Source organism: Psychrobacter sp. 1U1, from assembly GCF_051847535.1.
Classification (GTDB): domain Bacteria; phylum Pseudomonadota; class Gammaproteobacteria; order Pseudomonadales; family Moraxellaceae; genus Psychrobacter; species Psychrobacter saeujeotis.
This window is the reverse complement of record NZ_JBPYDD010000006.1, coordinates 207,394-227,525: the sequence shown is the minus strand read 5'-3', so window position 1 is coordinate 227,525 and position 20,132 is coordinate 207,394. Positions and strand designations below refer to the sequence as shown.

General features: G+C 43.7%; 14 protein-coding genes. 9 read left to right on the top strand and 5 right to left on the bottom strand.

Translation table 11 applies throughout. The features are described 5' to 3' along the window. From ACS8FB_RS10970 to ACS8FB_RS10940, 7 genes are all read left to right on the top strand, one after another. On the top strand, positions 1-3,437 hold a 3,437-nt coding region (locus ACS8FB_RS10970; protein WP_459113002.1), incomplete at its 5' end, for a pilus assembly protein. A gap of 1 nt (position 3,438) precedes the next feature. Continuing rightward, complete coding sequence (locus tag ACS8FB_RS10965; RefSeq protein WP_439262906.1) at positions 3,439-3,945, top strand: type IV pilin protein; 507 nt, start codon at positions 3,439-3,441, stop codon at positions 3,943-3,945. Further along, positions 3,942-4,457 (top strand): type IV pilin protein, encoded by a 516-nt coding sequence (locus ACS8FB_RS10960; RefSeq protein ID WP_439262904.1) that lies wholly within the window; start codon positions 3,942-3,944, stop codon positions 4,455-4,457. Before ACS8FB_RS10965 ends, ACS8FB_RS10960 begins: the two co-directional genes overlap by 4 nt. A gap of 532 nt (positions 4,458-4,989) precedes the next feature. Beyond that, the gene (locus tag ACS8FB_RS10955) at positions 4,990-5,436 is read left to right on the top strand and encodes a pilin (RefSeq protein WP_439262902.1); all 447 of its coding nucleotides are present in this window, start codon (positions 4,990-4,992) and stop codon (positions 5,434-5,436) included. Between the two features lie 132 nt (positions 5,437-5,568). Continuing rightward, complete coding sequence (locus ACS8FB_RS10950) at positions 5,569-5,982, top strand: pilin (RefSeq protein WP_299189542.1); 414 nt, start codon at positions 5,569-5,571, stop codon at positions 5,980-5,982. Between the two features lie 69 nt (positions 5,983-6,051). Continuing rightward, complete coding sequence (gene tfpZ / locus ACS8FB_RS10945) at positions 6,052-6,840, top strand: TfpX/TfpZ family type IV pilin accessory protein (protein ID WP_439262900.1); 789 nt, start codon at positions 6,052-6,054, stop codon at positions 6,838-6,840. Between the two features lie 365 nt (positions 6,841-7,205). Further along, positions 7,206-8,693: a fused MFS/spermidine synthase gene (locus tag ACS8FB_RS10940; RefSeq protein ID WP_439262898.1), complete on the top strand. Its 1,488-nt coding sequence runs from the start codon at positions 7,206-7,208 to the stop codon at positions 8,691-8,693. A 64-nt stretch (positions 8,694-8,757) separates the two neighbouring features. Here the strand turns inward: ACS8FB_RS10940 and fdxA are convergent, their stop codons facing one another. Then, the gene (fdxA, locus tag ACS8FB_RS10935) at positions 8,758-9,081 is read right to left on the bottom strand and encodes a ferredoxin FdxA (RefSeq protein ID WP_058368024.1); all 324 of its coding nucleotides are present in this window, start codon (positions 9,079-9,081) and stop codon (positions 8,758-8,760) included. A 96-nt stretch (positions 9,082-9,177) separates the two neighbouring features. Next, positions 9,178-12,426 carry a DNA mismatch repair protein MutS gene (gene mutS / locus ACS8FB_RS10930; protein WP_439262896.1) on the bottom strand — a complete coding sequence of 1,083 codons (3,249 nt, stop codon included), beginning with the start codon at positions 12,424-12,426 and terminating at the stop codon, positions 9,178-9,180. 465 nt (positions 12,427-12,891) lie between these two features. Here mutS and secA point away from each other — a divergent pair, with 465 nt between their 5' ends. Both secA and ACS8FB_RS10920 read left to right on the top strand, forming a co-directional pair. Continuing rightward, positions 12,892-15,714, top strand: a complete 2,823-nt coding sequence (gene secA, locus ACS8FB_RS10925; RefSeq protein ID WP_439262894.1) for a preprotein translocase subunit SecA — start codon at positions 12,892-12,894, stop codon at positions 15,712-15,714. Between the two features lie 220 nt (positions 15,715-15,934). Further along, a complete protein-coding gene (locus ACS8FB_RS10920; RefSeq protein ID WP_439262892.1) occupies positions 15,935-16,468 on the top strand; it encodes a hypothetical protein in 534 nt (177 codons plus the stop codon). Between the two features lie 123 nt (positions 16,469-16,591). Here ACS8FB_RS10920 and ACS8FB_RS10915 read toward each other — a convergent pair whose 3' ends face one another. The 3 genes from ACS8FB_RS10915 to ACS8FB_RS10905 form a co-directional block, all read right to left on the bottom strand. Continuing rightward, a complete protein-coding gene (locus tag ACS8FB_RS10915; protein ID WP_439262891.1) occupies positions 16,592-17,236 on the bottom strand; it encodes a YsnF/AvaK domain-containing protein in 645 nt (214 codons plus the stop codon). A gap of 194 nt (positions 17,237-17,430) precedes the next feature. Further along, complete coding sequence (locus ACS8FB_RS10910; protein ID WP_439262889.1) at positions 17,431-18,279, bottom strand: DUF2382 domain-containing protein; 849 nt, start codon at positions 18,277-18,279, stop codon at positions 17,431-17,433. Positions 18,280-18,812: 533 nt separating this feature from the next. Beyond that, complete coding sequence (locus ACS8FB_RS10905) at positions 18,813-19,994, bottom strand: thiolase family protein (RefSeq protein WP_439262887.1); 1,182 nt, start codon at positions 19,992-19,994, stop codon at positions 18,813-18,815. Positions 19,995-20,132: the final 138 nt, after the last annotated feature.

The following is a 20,132-nucleotide window of genomic DNA, read 5'->3' as shown; positions in this document are numbered from 1 at the left end:
ATAAAGATAAAGATAAAGATAAAGATAAAGATAAAGATAAAGATAAAGATAAAGATAAAGATAAAGATAAAGATAAATATGTATTGTATGGGTGTGAAGACAGAAGCTCGAATCTTACTACAAAACTAGGTTATACCTACTACCCCTGTAAGTCAGGCGAATACGATGATGAAAAGGAATATGATAAAGAAAGTGATATAGAGCTTGATAAGATTGGTATCTATAATGGTGACACCTATGTGACGTACGAAGAGAACGGTAGAACTTATTACCTTAAATTAGTGGAAGAGGATGGAAGCGGGAGTTCAATAGGTGGCTTCGACCAATCCTCTGATGATACAAAACTAAAGCCAGGACTATCAAAGTACGACTCTCCTATTAAGGGCGAAGCTAGCCAATGTGATGGCTATGGTGTTTACTTTCTAACTGATGGTGAGCCTAATACATCGACTAACGATACTATTAATTTGATGGAAAATAGCCTAGTTGGTAGTTCACTCACCATGGGCAACTCGTGCAATTCTAGTCTACCAAGTACAGGTACCTATAAGGCGGCTGCTAGATGGGAGTGTATCGGTGAATACTCTAAAGCATTGTATAACGAGAATAATTCCAAAAATACTCTTATTGCCACTGCAACAGTAGGTTTTGGCAACGTATTTAAACAACTAACAGAAAAAGGCAAGATTACCAGAACCATTACACGTCCGAGTGGCGCTGTTGAAACTGTACAGGTTTATCAATGTGATGCCAACGGTATCAGTCAGGATGCAAAAAATTTATGCAAGCTTGGCGAAAAAGGTGAAGGCTACGGTGAAGGTGGCTTTTATTACACAGAAGAGTCTGTAGATATCGCTAATAGTGTGCGCAAGTTTATTGAAGATGTGAGTAAGGCTGAGATTGATCCAATATCATCAGGGACAATGTCTGTACCTCTTGATAGTTTGGGAGGGTTGAAGTCTCGTCAGTATGCTTATCTACCTATCCTTGAGCCTGTTCCTAAGTCTCCACTATTATGGAATGGCAATCTAAAAAAATACAAAGTCAAAAATGGTACGTTAGTGGGCAGTAATAATGAATTTGTCTTTTCTGATAGTACAGGCTTGTTTGCAAAAAACACGCAAGATTTGTGGAACACGATCAATGATACCAACCGTCCTGATACACTAAAACCAGACAGAGGCGCCCCGCAAGTGGGCGGCGCTTATCAAAAAATATTCGAAAACGCAGTAGCGCCGTTGATAGGGGATAGGAACTTATTCGTTGATAATGGCAATAGTTTGATAAACTTAAAAGTCAGTCAAGATAAAAAGCCTTTGAACTTTAATCCGTTAGTTGGTTATAGCAATGCTCAAAAACTAACGCTGCTTCATTTTATGGGTTATAGCGAACCTACTAATACGACCGTGGTAGATGGTACGGCGCTAAAGTCTTCTCAGGACAAATGGTTGAAGAATACTGGCGGCGTACTGCATTCTATACCGCAGCTGATTACTCAAAAGGTAGAAGTTAAAGCTTCAGGTGAGTTTGATAATGATACTCGAAAAGACTACCTCATCTATGGCTCTATGGATGGGGCACTACATATGCTCGATGACAAGACGGGCAAAGAGGTGTTTACCTTTGTACCAAAACAAATCCTTGACCTACAACCAGACGCCCTGACAGGTATTGGAACCGCCAAAGATGGCAGCTATCCTTATGGTGTTGACGCCCCTTGGCTAACTTATGTCTCCTACACCACAAAGTCTACGACTACGGGTACAGGAGAGTCTGCAACCACCACCAACACTTATGAATCTGATCAGAGCTTCGCTTTAGGCGGTCTACGCATGGGTGGGTCAATGTATTATGCTTTGGATGTCACAGATGTCAGTAAACCCAAGATTATTTATGGGATTGGTTCTAATTATGCCAATCGTCTAAAGGGTGATACAACTGCTCTAGGTGGTACTAGAGATAATGTTACTAGCCCAGCTATCGGAGTTGGTACCTCTGCAGAGTTAAGAGCTTATGCACGTATGGGACAGACATGGGGTAAGCCTACACTTGGTTATGTAAAAAGCGGTGGCAAAAAGGTTATGGTCAGCTTTTTACCTGGTGGCTACGATGCCTGTTATGAAGATCCAACATTCAAATTAAATACGACGAATCTAACAGATATCCAATGCAGTAATAAAACGTCCGCTCAAGGCAACGCTGTGTATATGGTGCAGATGGGAGAGGTCAAGACCAAATCAAACAATGAAGAGACGGTAGATGCCTCTAAAAATAATGGCAAACTATTATGGTGGGCGAGCAATCAAGGTGCTTCAAGCGATAGTACCTCTCGCACTTCTTCATTGCAGTATTCTCGCTCTGCTGATTTAAAACACAGCGTCGTCACCCAAATCCGAGCGTTGGATCGTAACTATGATGGTCTCATCGATCATATTTACTATGCTGACTTGGGCGGGCAAGTTTGGCGTGTTGATATCAACAATGATGAAGATACCGATAACTTCAAAGTAGATCGAGTGGTAAAGGTATTAGATGTCAGCGACCAAGTGGCAGAGGGTGATGCGCCACCGCGTATCTATGAGCGTCCGTTGATTACTTTTTATAATGGTAAATATGCTTACAAAGAGGCTGATAATAACGGTGGTAACTATAGCGGTGTACAGGCCATGATAACGGTAGGTACAGGCGATCGCAGTAGTCCAGTAGAGGCGATAAGAAGTAAGCCCGATGCGCTTTATAACTTTATAGATAAAGACCTGACACGTAGTGATCTGTTTTATTATGGAACAAAGACAGCGCCAACGATAAGCTTACGCACACCCATTATTAAGGTTGCAGGAACGAGTAACAGAAACGACAAACTGCAAAAGCTCACGTTTTCTAGCTCAGACATCGGCACGGCAGGTATCAAGAGCAACATGGAAAATGGCGTGGTGCAAGGTTGGTATATGCCGTTTACCCATTGGTTAGGGGAAGAAGCGGGTGTCAATGACAAATATAAGATTAAGATGTTCAATGAGCCTGATGCTATCGGAGGCGTGTTGTTATCGTCGTCTTACAACCCTGACGAAGGTCAAGAGATTCAGGCCTGTAGTGCAGGCGTTAGAGGTGAGACCCAGCGTGAACGTACGTGTCTGCCTTATGGTAATTGCCTCGATGCCTATGGTACTGATGTATCGACCTCACGCGCATACTTCAACGCCGGCTCAGGTATCGTAGATAATATTATCAGTCAATATAATGATACGTCTGTCTTTAGTAGCTTAGTTAATCGCTGTGAAGGTGATGAGTGTGAGCCTGAGCTCATCTGTCCAGATGGTAATTGTGGTAACGACAATCCTCCTGTGTTTGATGAGTGCGTCGGACCTACCTGCGGGGTCAATAGTGGTATCAATACCGATAAACGTATCAATCCATTGAGCTGGATGGAACATTAAAATGCTAATGAGAGCCAACAGCGGTTTTACTCGGCAGATAGGCTTTACGTTAATAGAGCTTATGATCGTGGTCTCTATTATCGGCATACTAGCGGCCATCGCTGTACCCAGTTACCGCGCCTATGTCGTGCGTAATGCTGAGGCAGATACGCAGCGTAAGATGCTATCGCTCGCAACTGAGCTTGAGCAATGGCGCGCCAAAGCGCTAACTTATAAAGGCTTCGAACCAAAGGCAGATACGATCGCAAGTTCGACAGGTGCGATCAGCTGGCCTGCCAACAATCCTCGTTATACGATTCGCCTTGGACATATCGCAGGCAGTCCAGCAGCGTTTAGTCCCTTACATGAAGGTAGTGAGCGTGCTATGGGCTGGGTCATGATGGCGACACCTATCAATATGACAGGCGCAGATAACTTTATGCTAAGTAGCCAAGGCGTACGCTGCGCGAATAATATCGCATTTGATATTACAGATACCGATTGCGGAGCAGGGGAGACAACGTGGTGATATATTCATTGAACAAGCCAGCGAGCAAGACATACTTGTCACCGAACGAACACTTGCCCCAAAAAGGCTTTACCTTGATAGAGCTGATGATCGTCGTCGCTATTATCGGGGTACTAGCGGCCATTGCTTTTCCTAGCTATCAAGGCTATGTCGAGAGAACCAATCGAGCGGATATGATGAGCGAGATGCAGCAAATAGCCACCCGCATTGAGTCCAATAAAATAAACTATAAACGTTATGACAGAATACCGCTGTCCTCGGTGTTGTCAGGCACTGTCGCGGCTGATGGTAGTGCAAACTTCCCTATCGCTGGCACGGCACTATATACCGTTACCGTAACGCCAAACAGTTCAACGACCTTGGGTGATAGTGATTGGACGGTGACTGCAACGCCTGTGACTGGGCAGCGTATGGTAAATGACGGCAGGCTTACGCTTAATCATGAAGGTAATAAGTGCCGTATTGACACCAATAACGTAGCAACCTGCGGCACTGGTAAAGAATGGGACTAAAGCTTTACTATCTTCTTATCATTCTTGCTATCACTGTCTGACCCCTCCTGACACAAAATGTCATCTCTCCAATTTAGACCAGCTTACCTTTTTTGGAGAGTGACAATTTGCTGCAACAATTTAGTAACATTATTATAGAGATAAAAACGGTGACAAAAATTGTTACCGTTACTTAATACTTATTTACCTATTAGATCTATTTTAATTTAGCTTACTACTCGTTTTTTAGTAATCAGCAGTCTTGAATAGTTTTTATTATTTAATAATATTTGACGATATTTTTACCGTTGAATCGTTAAATAAAACCGCTTATCTTAAGCTCAGATAATGACACACCGAGTGTGAGAAAAATAATTAAATCTCAACCCCTCTTCTTTAAAAAGTTGGCACAGTACCTGCAACATTCCTGTTAAGAGTCATATTAAGACAGCATGCGCTATATGGTAGCGTGCATTTTATATCACTGACGGCAGGTATCTACGCCCAACCAATATATGGCGACGCTGTCAACTTATTATCTAAAGGAGTTCTTATGAACGCTACTACACAAAAAGGTTTTACCCTAATCGAGCTAATGATCGTTATCGCTATTATCGGTATCTTGGCTGCAATCGCGCTACCTGCTTATCAGACTTATACTAAAAAAGCTCGCTTCTCAGAAGTGGTATTGGCAGCATCTTCAGTAAAAGGTAAGGTTGATACTTGCTATCAGACACGTGGTCAATCAGTAGCTGCAAGTTTAGTTTCGACTGGAACCCCTCCTGGAGCATGTTCTACCGCTCTACTAGTAGGTGCAGACTTAACGGGTGCAGCAGCAGGTAATCAAGTAGCCAAAGTTGAATATGAAGATGGTGTGGTTACGGCTACTGGTCACGCTACGACTGTAGATGGCGCGACTTATATTCTCACAGCTGCTGACTCTTCTGGTTCATTAACTTGGACAGAAGGCGGCTCTTGCATTACTACTGGCCTATGCTAGACTAAAAACTGTATTTTCAGTTTAGTATGATTATAGCTACATCAAAAATGGCCCTGCATGCTAAGACATAGCAGGGCTGTTTTTTGTCTGAAATATATTGATGATTATCAAAACAGCTATGAGGAAATATCTATGAATACTCAGAAAGGATTTACCTTGATAGAGCTAATGATTGTTATCGCTATCATAGGTATTTTGGCTGCTATTGCTTTGCCATCGTATCAAGCCTATACCAAAAAAGCTAAATTTACCGAAGTTATATTGGCTGCTGCTACAGTAAAAAGTAATATTGAAGCCTGCTATCAAGGTAGAGGAAATCACACATTGACCAACTGCGACAGTATCGCTAAAGTCAGTATTAATGCGTCAGGCGTGACCAATGCTAATAATGTCAACTCAATTAGTATTACTCCTGTGACAGCACTAGTGACTGCCACTGGTGAAGCTAGCGTAGATAGTGCGACCTATACACTATTGCCAAATGCAAACAACGATACGTTGACTTGGAAAGCAGGCGGTACGTGTATCGCTGCTGGTCTATGCTAATGCTTATATTATCATCTTACCAGTAACTATATTTTGCTCATGTTTATATACCATTAGGAAGCTATTTAGATGTCACCACAACCCATCCGTATTTGGGCAGATTCCTTCAAAGCCGCTGCTATTCACCTGTCTTTGAGCTTCCTTATAGCGGGTGCTTTAGCGATTTTATTATTTAAGTTTTGGTATCCTGTACCATTGGCCGAAGCGACTGGTGTATTTGCCATATTTGCTATTGTATTCTTTGTAGACTTAATCATTGGACCTTTATTGACCCTGATAGTATATAAAAAAAACAAAAAATCATTAGTGTTTGACTTAGCTACGATTGCGATTATTCAGATAGCAGCACTTTCCTATGGTATTTACAGCCTATCGCAAGCAAGGCCTGTGTGGCTGACGTTTTACAATAATAGGTTTGAGACCGTCAAACTCAATGATATAGAAAAAAGTTATTTAGAGAACGCTCCTGAACAATACACTCGTTTTTCTTGGAGTGGACCTAAATGGGTCGCCGCCAAGCCTACAGGTACGTTTCAACAAATTAAAGACTTAAAATTTGGCAATAAATTAGGTGCTAAGATAGCGCATCAGCCTGCCTTATACTATCCAATCGAACAAGCCTATCCTGAAATAAAAACTAAGGCTTACGACTTAACTAAATTGGAAGCCGCCAATAATATAACAGAAATCGATAAGCACACTAGTTTATATCCTAATGTAGCAGGCTGGTTACCATTATGGGGGCAACAACAACATATGGTTGTCTTTATTGACGAAAAAGGCAAACCGCTCAAAATTGTTAATCTGCGTCCTTGGACAGAAGAGCAAATGAATACAGTACTGACATCCACTTTATAATACTGTAATTATTGAAAAACCACCTAATAGAATTGCTATCAGGTGTTTTTTTGGGTAATACAAAAACTTGTCAGTTATTTCTCAAGATACTGAATCTTACTTGCTACGTTAGCCCATTTATCAACAAATAGAATGCGTTTTTGACATTGTTAAAATATCACTTCATCTGGTCGTTATGATAATAAAGACTATTTAAATTGATCTTTCTTAACTCATATGCCTTACTTCAAAAAGCTAAACCTCACATTTGGCTTTTTTTATTTATAAATCATCATAGATAATCAACCACAGCTACCATCCCATCTAATAATAAGAATAGTGTAAAATCCTTGCATATACGCTCACCACATTAATGAGTCAGATTTATGCAAAAAAAAGTCTTAATGATATGTTTGGTCATTGCGCTACTTGAAGGGTTTGCTGGACTTGGTATCGAGATTTATGCCATTCGTATATCAGCGACTTATATCGGCTCATCCATCTCTATCACTGGGGTGATATTGGCGATGGTACTGATCGCTATCGCGGTCGGCTACTGGTATGGTGGGCGCTTATCACAAGCGGCGCGAACCCCAAGGCGAGCACTGTTGCAGGCCGGATACGTGTTGTCATTGTCCGCCATCTCCCATGCGATCGCCTGTATCATTCAGTTGCCCCTACTGGCAGCCATGACATCCAGTACCGACAGCCCTATCATCGCTGCCATCGGTGTCGGATTGCTGTTTGGGGTAGGGCTAGCATTCGGCTCGACTGCCATTCCTCTTATTACCCAGTTTTTGTCATTGAAATACAAAAATGACGACGGTGTTGACGCGGGCAAAAACGCTGGCACGATGGTAGCGATTACCACGGTAGGTAGCGTACTTGGCTCAACCGTGACGCCGATTTTTTTGTTGCCTTATATTGGGCTTATGAGTAGCTTGGCGCTATTTATAGCATCATTGGCATTTAGTGCATGGCTCTGTACCAAGCTTGCCATCCAAATAGAGAACGACGAGCCTATCAAGGCGTCTGATCATGTCACCAACTATTTGCTCTTTACCTCGGCACTAGTCATGACGGTGGCGTTTATTATGATGAACAGAGTGGATACTGGCTATCAAACCGCGACGGGGGCTTGGTTTATCAAAGATACGCTGGCGGGTAGAGACTTGGCAGTCACTATCACTGACAAGCCAGGACAGTCGACGAGTAGCTGCTGGGTATACGCCACCCAAAAAAACTGCCATTGGTATGGTGAGATTGCCGTAGAAGCCATTGGACAAACCAAGCCCGAAACCTTGGTGTTTTTGGGCGGGGCAGGTATGGGCACACCAAGTGAAGTGGCACATTACAATCCTGAAATGGCGCTTACCGTTATAGACATCGACAAAGACTTGCCAAAGATTATCGAAAAGCACTTTTTAAAAGCACCCATCGCGGCAAATATTGAGTTTATAGGTGATGATGCTCGAGGTTATTTGACCCGAAATAAACAAGCCCGTTATGATTTTATGCTCATTGATGCCTTTCAAGGTCAACATGTTGCGAGTAATCTGTACACGCTTGAAGCGTTGACACAATTCAAAGCCAACAGCAACGATATCATGGCAAACATCATTGGCATACCGCGAAAGGAGCATGGCTATACCCAAACCATTCTCAAAAACTGGCAAGAAGTATTTGGAGATACTGCCCACGTGCTGACCAAATACGGCAGCGTCAATCTACAAAATATCATGCTATGTAACTTTGCCTGTCCCGGTAGTCAAAAGCTGGCTCAAGCTGAATTTTTTAATGCGCAGCAACCGGTGCATACCGATGATTTGCCTAGGTTGGATAGGTATTATTATCGGTCTATAAAGAGTCTATAAAAAAACCATTTAACGTTATCACAGCGTTAAATGGTTTTTAGATTTAAAAAGCAGTATTAAAAATCTACTTCTCTAAATACTGAATCTTACCCTCGACACCGTCCCACTTTTCAGCGTCTGGCATAGGCGGCTTCATCTCCGTGATGTTTGGCCACTTTTGCGCCAGCTCCTCGTTCAGCTGGATGAATATTTCTTGCCCTTTAGGCACTTCATCTTCTGAGAAGATCGCATTGGCTGGGCATTCAGGCTCGCATAGTGCGCAGTCGATGCACTCATCAGGATCAATGACAAGGAAGTTTGGCCCTTCATAAAAGCAGTCCACAGGGCAGACTTCCACACAGTCAGTATGTTTACAAAGAATACAATTATCTGCAACGACGAAGGTCATATTGAGGTCTACCTGTTATTGATTCGGCTAATGCCTGAATAGAATAATGAAAATAATGCATATTTTAGCGCTTTTAAACGATTTTAACAAACCCCTTTAGCGACTGATGCGTTGTCTAAGATCGTACAATAAGTCATGAGCTTGCTTAGGCGTTAGACTGTCAGGATCAGTATTTATCAGCTCGTCATATAAGCTAAGCAATTGTTTTTGTTGTTTATTATCTGATAGATAACTCGCCTGTGCATTGGTTTCTACAGTCGCCTCAGTTATATCACTTTGATCGAATGGCTGGGCTTTATCATTTGCCGACTTAGCTAATTCATTTTTGTCATCAGTGCTTTTGGTCTGCTCAGACTTTAAGTTGTCGATAAGATAACGCTTGGCGTCACTTAGCACTTGCGTCGGTATGCCTGCCATCTTGGCAACATGCAACCCAAAGCTGGAGCTTGCCGCGCCCTCACGGATTTGATGTAGCAGTAATAGCTGCCCATCAACGTCGCTTGCCGCGACATGCACATTGCGAATCTTGTCGTTTTTATTTGTCAGCTCATCGTTTGATAGTTCGTTGTCTGCCTGCTTATTATTTGCCAGCTCGTTGTTTGCCTGCTTATTATTTGCTAGGGCAGTCAGCTCAAAATAATGAGTGGCAAACAAGGTCAAGCAACCAATCTCAAGTAGCCTGTTGACACAGGCGTGCGCGATAGCAAGGCCATCAGTGGTTGCCGTACCGCGTCCGACTTCGTCCATAAGCACCAGTGATTTATCCGTCGCCAAGTTTAAAATATTGGCCGTCTCAATCATCTCGACCATAAAGGTTGACTTGCCACCAGCCAGATCGTCAGCTGAACCAATACGGGTAAAGATACGGTCAATATCTCCGATAAGGGCATGTTCAGCCGGTACAAAGCTGCCGCAATGAGCGAGCAAGACGATCAGGGCAGTCTGGCGCATATAGGTTGATTTGCCGCCCATATTAGGGCCAGTAATGATTAATAAGCGTTCGGGATGCTCATCGCTGCCAAGCGCGCAGTCGTTGGCAACGAAATGACTAAGATGCTCAGTTGGGGCGTTTCGATGGTGCGTATTGGCTGGATTTAATGCCGCTTCGACGACGACGTGACGACCTTGACGGATATCAATGCTGGTTTGGTTTTGCGCTTGATCTGACAGTTGGCTTTGAGCCTGACTTTGAGTAGCGCCGTCAAAGTTTAGCTGGTTTTGCTGACTCTGTTGGTTTCGTTGGCTACCTTGTAAGCCAGCGTCTTTTTTTGCGTTTTTACTATTTATATCGTTATTTGATACGCCATTATGCATGACTGGACGTTGCCAGTTATGAGTCATAGCCAGCTGCGCCCAGTTACTCAGCACGTCTATCTGAGCGATGGCAGCGCTTAACTGTTGTAGTTCGGTCAGATGGTCGCCAAGCGTGGTCAGCAGTTGCTGATACAGCTGTTTTTCCCGCGCCAGTGCCAAGGTTTGTGCGCTTAGATATTCGGTTTCGACTGCCTTTAATTCATCAGTGATAAAGCGTTCAGCGTTTTTGAGGGTTTGGCGACGGACAAAGTGGCTGGGCGCATTTTGGGCCTGCATCTTGGGTAGCTCAAAATAAAAGCCGCTGACTTTGTTAAAGCCGACTTTTAGACTTGGTAGCTGACACTCTTGCCGCGTGCGTTCTGCCATCTCATCAAGGGTCGCTTGGATATTGTCATGCAAGTGGGTCAAGCGATCAAAGTCTGCATCATAACCCGCTGCAAGCATACCGCCATCACGAATATGAGCAGGGGGCTCTACGACAATAGCGCGCTCGATAAGGTCGGCGACCGCTTGTACGGCTGGCAGCTGAGCGGGTAGTTGCTGCATCAGCATTGGTAGTAATCCTGTGTGCTCAGGATGGATGCCCGCTTCGGTCAGTAGCGTCGTTAGCTGATTGCTACTGGCAATCCCATCGGCAAGCTTACGTAGGTCGCGCGGTTTGGCGCTCATCAGGCCGATACGACTGCTAATACGCTCGATATCACCAATGGCATTGAGGGTGTCGCGTAAGTGTGTGACTAAGTGTGTGATTAACATCGCATTTTTATTGGATGAATGGTTTTTTACTCTGTCTACGTCTATTAGGCTGGCTATCGCATCCAAACGCTGGTTGATACGGGTATGTAAGCGTAATGGACGCTTCATTTGCTGTACCAATAACCGTCGTCCCATGGGCGTTTTGCAATGATTAAGTACCGATATTAGAGACGTTCCATTAGCACTGACAGGGCTAAATAGCTCAAGATTTTGTTGGCTATTGGCATCGATAATCAGATAGTCGTCACTGTGTTCAACGATAAGCTGGTTGACCTGCGGCACTTGGCGCTGCTGCGTTTGGCGTGCATAATGTATCAGCGCAGCACAGCTAGATTGACTGAGGGGCGCATCACTAATACCCAAACCATCTAAGCGCTGTACGTCAAACTGCTGACACAGCGTTGCGGTCGCGTGCTCACGGTGGAAGTCATTGGCCGCCACTTCGATGATAGGGCAGTCGAGATGACTACGTAACCACAGTAGCCAGTCTTCACTGGTGGCTTCACTGATGATACACTCACTAGGGGCAAAGCGTGCCAAGACAGTGAGCATTTGCGCTTGTAGCGTTGCTATATCACTATTCTCTCCAGTTGCAACGCTTGTACTACTATCCACACTTAGGGTTTGAGTGGTGAGCGTCCCTGCCGTCAAGTCCAGTTGACTGATTGCAGCTTGGATAGGCAGTTTACGATCTTTTGCCTTTGGATTCGGTGTGGCGATGTCGATGGCGACGACAGTAGGCGTCTGATTGGGCGCGATAAGTGCATCATCGGTTATCGTCCCAGCAGTCAGCGTCTTGACCACTTCGCGGCGCATGATGGTGGGCGGCTTAGCCTTAGCGGCTTTAGTGCTACCTTTATTGTGTAGCGTATTATCTTTTTTGCTTTTTTCGCCGATGCTTGGATAAGAGTTGCTATCGGCTGCCTCATCGATTTGCTCACAGACCACCACCGTTTGCCCAGCGGCAATGAGCCGTGCCATGTAGCTATCTGCAGCATGAAAGGGTACACCTGCCATCGCGATAGTGTTGCCGGCTTTGTCAGTGCCGCGGCGCGTTAAAGTAATGTCCAATATCTGCGCGGCACGCTTGGCATCATCAAAAAACAGCTCATAAAAATCGCCCATTCGATAGAGCAACAAGGCATTTGGGTAGCGCGCTTTCATGGTCAGATACTGCACCATCATTGGCGTATGATGGGCCAAATCGTAGACAGCATCGCCTATGGTTAGGGTTTCGGTATTGGTATGGTTTGCATCAAGTGGTTTAGCAGACATTCATAATCTCTTATATTGCTTGGCTTAAATATTGCTGATAAAACGCATAGAGTTGGGTGCATGGTAGGTAGATAACAGCGCTTGGCGATAGCCAAATAAGTACCATTTTAACATGAGCTGCCACGTTTCCGCGCTGGCAAATATCCGCCAGTTGCCCTTGTATTCATCAGCGCCATAACCATATATAATGACGGCACATTTTATTGGCGATGCTTCATCAGATAGTACTGGGTCGGATGATGATAGGACGGCGATTAAAGCTTTGGCTACTATAGTCGATGTATTTTATAAGAGCATAGTGCTATTAAAACATGGGTTTTTAGTACGAAGACACGCTTGCAAGCAATGCACAACGACGATTTATATCTATCATAAGTGACTATTTACTTATCGTCACTTATCGATTTTGTGTTGTGCTGACTATATTTACGCTAATTATCGAATATTTCCATAGGTTAAAAAATTATGTTATCAAAGATTGTAGGCAGTGTGGTTGGCACCAAAAATGACCGCGAACTAAAACGTATGCGTAAGGTGGTCACCAAGATTAATGCCCAAGAGGCTGGCGTGCAAGCTCTGTCTGATGAACAATTACAACAAAAAACAGAAGCGTTCAAAGCGCGCTTTCAAAAAGGTGAGAGCTTAGATGCGCTATTGCCTGAAGCGTTTGCCGTCTGCCGTGAAGCGTCACTGCGGGTCAATGGCATGCGTCACTATGATGTGCAGCTGATCGGTGGTATCACCTTGCACGAAGGCAAAATCGCTGAGATGAAGACCGGTGAGGGTAAAACCTTGATGGCGACCTTGGCGATTTATCTAAATGCTATTAGTAGTAAAGGTGTCCACGTGGTCACGGTCAACGATTACTTGGCCGCTCGTGATGCGGACTTGAACCGTCCACTATTTAACTTTTTGGGACTGACGGTTGGAGTGATTTACTCACAGCAACCAGCACAAGAAAAGGTCGATGCTTATCAAGCGGACATCACCTACGGTACCAATAACGAATACGGTTTTGATTATCTGCGTGACAATATGGTCTTTAGTCTCAGCGAGAAAAAGCAGCGCCCGCTGAACTTTTGTATCATTGATGAGATTGACTCTATCTTAATCGATGAGGCGCGTACGCCTTTGATCATCTCAGGTCAAGCAGAAGATTCATCAAGGATGTATGCACTGATTAATACTATTATTCCGGTGCTTGTGCGCTCAAAAGATGAAGAAGCCAATAAGAATAATGAAGATGAAGATTTTTGGATTGATGAAAAAAACCGTCAAATCGAAATCAGCGAAAAAGGCTACGAAAAGATTGAGAGTTTCTTAATCGAAGTAGGCGAGCTTGGTGAAAACGAGAGTCTGTATAGTCCAAGCCGTTTACCATTATTAGCTCACGTACAAGCGGCTATTCGCGCCCATCACATATTTGTCAAAAACGTGCACTATATCGTCGATGAAGGCGAAGTGGTCATCGTTGATGAAAATACGGGTCGTACGATGCCAGGCCGTCGCTGGTCAGAAGGTCTGCATCAGGCGGTTGAAGCCAAAGAAAACGTTGAGATTCAAGCCGAAAACCAGACGCTTGCGACCACAACTTTCCAGAACTTTTTCCGTTTATACGACAAGCTATCAGGCATGACTGGTACGGCCGATACCGAAGCGGCAGAATTTAAGTCGACGTACGATTTGGAAGTGATTGTCATCCCAACCCATAAGCCTATTGCGCGGGTTGATATGGATGATCAGATTTTCTTAACCAAACTCGGCAAATATAAAGGCATTATTCGCGAGATTAAAGAGATACAAGATAAGGGCGCGCCCGTCCTAGTCGGTACCGCGACGATTGAAGCCAGTGAAGAGCTGTCTTATTTGCTGGATCAAGAAGGCGTGAAACATAACGTCCTAAATGCCAAGCAGCATGAGCGTGAAGCTGACATCATCGCGCAGGCGGGTAGCCCAAAATCCGTGACTATTGCAACCAACATGGCAGGCCGTGGTACCGATATCATCTTGGGTGGTAACTGGCAGTCATTTATTGAAGACATAGACTCAGTCAGTGCTGATGAGATGCAACGCCTAAAAGCCCAATGGCAAATCAAGCACGATCAAGTGGTCGCCGCGGGTGGTTTGCATATTATCGGCTCTGAGCGCCACGAGTCTCGTCGTATCGATAACCAGCTACGTGGCCGTGCCGGTCGTCAGGGTGACCCTGGTATGTCGCGCTTTTTCTTATCGCTTGAAGACGATCTCATGCGTATCTTTGCTGGTGATCGCGTGGTCAATATGATGCGTGCTATGGGTCTCAAAGAAGACGAAGCTATCGAACATAAGATGGTGTCAAAGTCGATTGAAAACGCTCAGGGTAAGGTTGAGAGCCGAGATTTCGATGCGCGTAAAAACTTGCTAAAGTATGATGACGTGGCCAATGAGCAGCGTAAAGTTATTTATGCTCAGCGTGATGATTTGCTCGATGATATGGATTTACTGGATGCCATCGAAGTGATGCATCATGAAGTCTATAATGCCATGATTAATCAATTTATCCCGCCAGGTTCTGTCGACGATCAGTGGAATGTTGATGGATTAGAAGATGAGCTTGAAGAAGAGTTCAAAGTCTACATGCCACTCAATGATTGGCTCGATGAAGACCGTCGTCTTGATGAAGAAGGCTTGCGAGCAAAAATTATCGAAACAGCACTAGCGCATTATCATGGTCGCCGTGAACAAATGGGTGAGCAAAGCGCCGCCCAGCTTGAGCGTCACTTTATGCTCCAAAGCCTTGATAAGCATTGGAAAGAGCATTTAACACAGATGGATCAGCTACGTAAAGGCATTCACTTGCGTGGCTATGCACAAAAGAACCCTGAGCAAGAATATAAGCGTGAGTCCTTTGAGCTGTTTCAGATGATGCTAGGTGCTATCAAATCAGAGACAGTGCAAGATCTATCACGTGTCCATATTCCAACTAAAGAAGAGTTAGAAGCACTAGAAGCGCAGCAACGTGCAGATGCTGAGCGCATGAAAATGCAGTTCGAGCATAACGATGTCGATAACTTATCAGGTGAACCGCAACCAACGCCGCGCCCTCAAAACCAAGGTGAACGGGCAAACGGTCAGGTGCGTGTCAATCTTGCTGGAGGCGTAGCAGCAGGCGTAAGTGCAGGAGTCAGTATTCCTGATAATGCAAGTGACGCTGAACCAAACCCGTATGCCGGTATGAATATCAGCCGTAACGCGCCTTGTCCTTGTGGTTCTAGTCTAAAATATAAACAATGCCATGGAAAAATCTAACACCAAAAATTATACCTAATTGCGTATTTTAATTACCTATCCCTGTTAGCAGCGATAGGTATTTTTATGCAAAAACATTGGCTACCTAACGTAGGCTATGGATAGGCCCGTATGATTATCAAATAAGAATTTTGATAATTTGTCATGACTGTTTACAAATTCAACATAGGCGAATATAGGCGGACACGCTATAGTATTTACCATAACAATCTGGGAGACAATGATGAATCTAGGACAATTAAAACAATTACGTATGACGGCTTTGATGACAGGTTTACTCGCTAGTGCGATTAGCATCAGTGCTTGTCAGCAGCAGCAAGAGCCAGAGCCGAGCCTAGAGGATAGCATCAACGCTGAAGAGTCAGTACCAATGTCAGCTGATCCAGCAGACCCTAGTGATACCGTCGTCGCGACTGAGGATGCTTCGTTAAATGAAGTGCAGGATGATACGATTGCCAATGTTAATACTGATCTGACTCAAATAACTTATTTGTGTACACCTGCTTTAAAAGTTGAAGCGACTTATAAAGATGAAACCAATCAAGTGGTTATCGGTACTGATATGGGTACAGTTACATTGATGCAAACCAATGAAGGCACCAACCCTGAAGTATTTGAAGTTGATACAGCTATGGATGGTGGTCAAGGCTTTACTCAGTGGCGCGTGGCACACGAAGAGCGTGCAACAGGCGTCATGCGTACAGCAGGCGAGGACGAAACGGATATCAGTACTTACGAGTGTAATAAGACCTAGGCATTAATAGCCGTATACTTTAATTCTGACATAAAAAAAGCAACGTTCACGTTGCTTTTTTTATATTCTAACTTTCAACTTTAACACGCTTATTTTTAATAAATAAGTTTGCTTCGGGTAGGACTAGTCTTTACGAACACGAGAAGTTTCGTGCTCTAAAAACCCTTCCTCGGTTACATCTAGTTCTTCATGTTGTAGCTCAACTTGGATACTGTCTGTATGCGTATGCGTGGTCTTATTGACTTCGATTTCTTGAATAGCATAAGTATCTTTTGTAATGGTTGCTACTTGACGTGATAAAACGATCTCGATAGGAGAATCGCCAACCTCTATTTGTTTACCATTGATAGTGACTACCGCCTTACTATCTAATGAGGGTTCAACATGGCGCAAAATGTCTTTTTCATCATAGTTACCTGATAGCAGATCTTGGCTTTCAGCATCGTTGTACTCAGTGCGAATTGTGACATACTCTTCTACTAGCTCAATTGGCACTTCAATAGACTTGGTACGGGTATGCTTAGTCACTGTCACTTTACCGACGTCTAGGCGCTCCTTGTTGATGACTGGACGCTCTTCTAGTAGTTCTAGACGGTTACTAATAGCACTGCTATCCGTAGTATGCGGCGCTGCCAGTTTATTCTCTCCTGCATGATCCTCTAGCTTTGCCGTAGACGCTGTTGGCGGTGTCGTGCCCGCTCGTTGGTTTTCGCTTTTGTTTGCACTGTATTTATTATGGGTCTCTTTTTCATGGTTAGTATTCATCATTACGTTCCTTATTATTGGCAAGTATTTTACTAGTATGATTAGATAACGATATATAAGCCTATTATTCATGGGAAAGACATAAAAAAAGGCCAGAGACAAACTCTGACCTTAATTCGCTAAGGATGATTACTTAGCTATATATTCACGCTACCTAATCGCAGTTATCATATTAGGATAAACGATAGATCAGAATATTACATACCACGTGCGCTACGTACATCTTCAGCAGTGATACCATCACGGTCTACGATGTTACCTTCACGGTCAACAACATTACCATCACGGTCAATATCTAGCTCTTCACGCTGAATAGTTTCTACAATAGTTTCAGTGTGACGCTCAGTGGTCTTACCGACATTAACTTCTTCTGAAACATAAGTCTCTTTGTTAACACGAGCACGTTCAGCTTCTAGTTCAACTTCGATAGTCTCGTTATCAGTCACGTCACCAATGCGACGCTCTGATGGACGATCTACAGTAGTACGTTGAATGTTAGCATGCTCTTCTTCAAGATCAACTTCCACGTTACGCTCTTCAGTCACAACATGCTTGCCGACTTTTACTAGGCCTGCAACGATACGATCTTTATTTACTGTCAGACGCTCTTCTAGTAGTTCTAGCGTGTTTGGTGCATCATAAGCATGGTCTGCAACTTCCATACGCTCTTCTGCTGGTACAGTGTCAGCTACAAATGCTTGACGATCTTTTTCGTACTGCTCTTTATAGCTATACTGATAGTCATGATCATACTCTTCCATGGCATCAGCTTGTGCTTTGGTTAAACTATCAAAGAATACATCATCACCAACAATACGCGCTAAACCCGCTGGTACTAAAACTTCTTTTGAGCTAAACCAGCCGCCTGCGTCAACGATTAGATAGCGAATACGGCCAGTAGTATCTTCTACTAGTGCGCCATCGATCTTACCGATTTTTTCTTCATTGACACCGTAAGCAGTTTTGCCTGTTGGGTCATAATAGTCATCACCAATAAGGTCACGATGAGTTGCTTGGATGTCTTGTAAGCGAATTAGTTGGCTCATTATTGTCTTCCTTTTATATGAGTAAATGGTTATTTATAAATAAAATAGTAGCGTCAAAAAATAACGCCAATGATAAATATGTCGTTGAATAAGTCAGAATACACCGACTCTTCCTCTACTTCATTATTTGCAGTTATAAGTAGTGAATTCAGTCAGTAACGATAAAGAATCATGCTTATCATTGTTGACTGACAACTAAACAGTGACTGCATCAACTTGTAACTATCGTAACATCGCGATTTTACTTGAGATATAGAAGCAAGGTAGCAAAATGTGCAACTGACGTAATTGCATGTAATAGGCTGTAAGTGTCATAACATCAATTGGGTATAAGTTAACGCATTTTTACACACATAAATATTAACCATATTGTTGTATGCCATGCACACAAAAAAAACCGTACTATTGATTAATAGTACGGTTATGGAGTTATCAGTATCAAAATGATAAGTATTACACAGTCATCTGACTAGATGCATTGTGACGACATATCCAATAGCGTCATAATAAAAGCTTTTGACAATGTCTTTTGATTAAGACAACTCAATAGCTACTGCTACCGCTTCACCGCCACCGATACATAAGGTTGCAATACCTTTTTTGCCACCAGTGCGCTGTAATGAGTTGATAAGCGTGATCAGGATACGAGCGCCTGAGCAACCTACAGGATGACCTAAAGCGCAAGCACCACCTTCGATATTGACTTTGGCATGGTCAATACTCACTGCATCCATAGTCGCCATGGTGACCATCGCAAAGGCTTCGTTGATCTCCCAAAGATCGACGTCTTCAACTGACCAATCTGCGTTAGCCAATACTTTTTCGATCGCACCAATCGGAGCAATGGTAAACTCACTTGGATGACGAGAGTTAGAGGCAGTCGCAATAATACGAGCTTGGTAGTCTAGACCTTCAGACTGCGCTTGTGACTCTTTCATCATCACGACAGCAGCAGCACCGTCTGAGATTGAGCTGGCATTAGCTGCAGTGATGGTGCCTTCTTTGGCGAACGCAGGACGTAGGTTAGGAATACGATCTGCATTAGAAAGACCTGGCTCTTCATCATCCTCGACCGTTTGTTCGCCTTTACGAGTCTCAAAAGTGACAGGCTCAATCTCGTTTTTAAAATGACCATCTTTGATCGCAGTCAACGCACGATTTAGTGATTCAATCGCAAACTCGTCCATTTGTTCACGCGTATAGCCTTTTTCATCGGCCATCTCTTGCGCAAACTGACCCATCAAGCGACCAGTCTCTGCATCTTCTAAACCATCTAAGAACATATGGTCTTTGACTTCTTTATGCCCCATGCGATAGCCACCACGTGCCCCTGGCATAATATATGGCGCATTAGTCATCGACTCCATACCACCAGCGACAGCCACATTAAAGCTACCTGCTTTGATACCATCATGCGCCTGCATAACCGCTTTTAGACCCGAACCACAAAGTTTGTTGATCGTCACGGCGCCAGTCTCATCAGGTAGACCTGCCTGACGCATGGCTTGACGAGCAGGGCCTTGACCCAATCCAGCGGTCAAGATACATCCCATAATGACTTCATCAATATTGTCACTGCTCACACCTGAACGTTCAACGGCTGCTTTGATAGCTGTCGCACCTAACTCTGTAGCACTGACATCTTTTAAAGCGCCTTGAAAACTGCCCATTGGCGTACGCGCACCATTAATAATTACAATTGCATCGTTCGACATCGTTATTCTGCCTCATTTACCTGTTTTAAATTAAAACTCAGCGCTTTAGATGAACACTGTGCCTCACTAATCGTTAATAAAGAATCATTATTATAATGTGCATTGTTAAGATAAAAATCAAGGTTTACTAAGATAACT

Bases quoted from the DNA above. Each gene is read 5' to 3' on its own strand.
- ACS8FB_RS10965 (WP_439262906.1), top strand. From the start codon at position 3,439: ATGCTAATGAGAGCCAACAGCGGTTTTACTCGGCAGATAGGCTTTACG.
- ACS8FB_RS10955 (WP_439262902.1), top strand. From the start codon at position 4,990: ATGAACGCTACTACACAAAAAGGTTTTACCCTAATCGAGCTAATGATC.
- ACS8FB_RS10950 (WP_299189542.1), top strand. From the start codon at position 5,569: ATGAATACTCAGAAAGGATTTACCTTGATAGAGCTAATGATTGTTATC.
- tfpZ (WP_439262900.1), top strand. From the start codon at position 6,052: ATGTCACCACAACCCATCCGTATTTGGGCAGATTCCTTCAAAGCCGCT.
- ACS8FB_RS10940 (WP_439262898.1), top strand. From the start codon at position 7,206: ATGCAAAAAAAAGTCTTAATGATATGTTTGGTCATTGCGCTACTTGAA.
- fdxA (WP_058368024.1), bottom strand. From the start codon at position 9,081: ATGACCTTCGTCGTTGCAGATAATTGTATTCTTTGTAAACATACTGAC.
- mutS (WP_439262896.1), bottom strand. From the start codon at position 12,426: ATGTCTGCTAAACCACTTGATGCAAACCATACCAATACCGAAACCCTA.
- secA (WP_439262894.1), top strand. From the start codon at position 12,892: ATGTTATCAAAGATTGTAGGCAGTGTGGTTGGCACCAAAAATGACCGC.
- ACS8FB_RS10920 (WP_439262892.1), top strand. From the start codon at position 15,935: ATGATGAATCTAGGACAATTAAAACAATTACGTATGACGGCTTTGATG.
- ACS8FB_RS10915 (WP_439262891.1), bottom strand. From the start codon at position 17,236: ATGATGAATACTAACCATGAAAAAGAGACCCATAATAAATACAGTGCA.
- ACS8FB_RS10910 (WP_439262889.1), bottom strand. From the start codon at position 18,279: ATGAGCCAACTAATTCGCTTACAAGACATCCAAGCAACTCATCGTGAC.
- ACS8FB_RS10905 (WP_439262887.1), bottom strand. From the start codon at position 19,994: ATGTCGAACGATGCAATTGTAATTATTAATGGTGCGCGTACGCCAATG.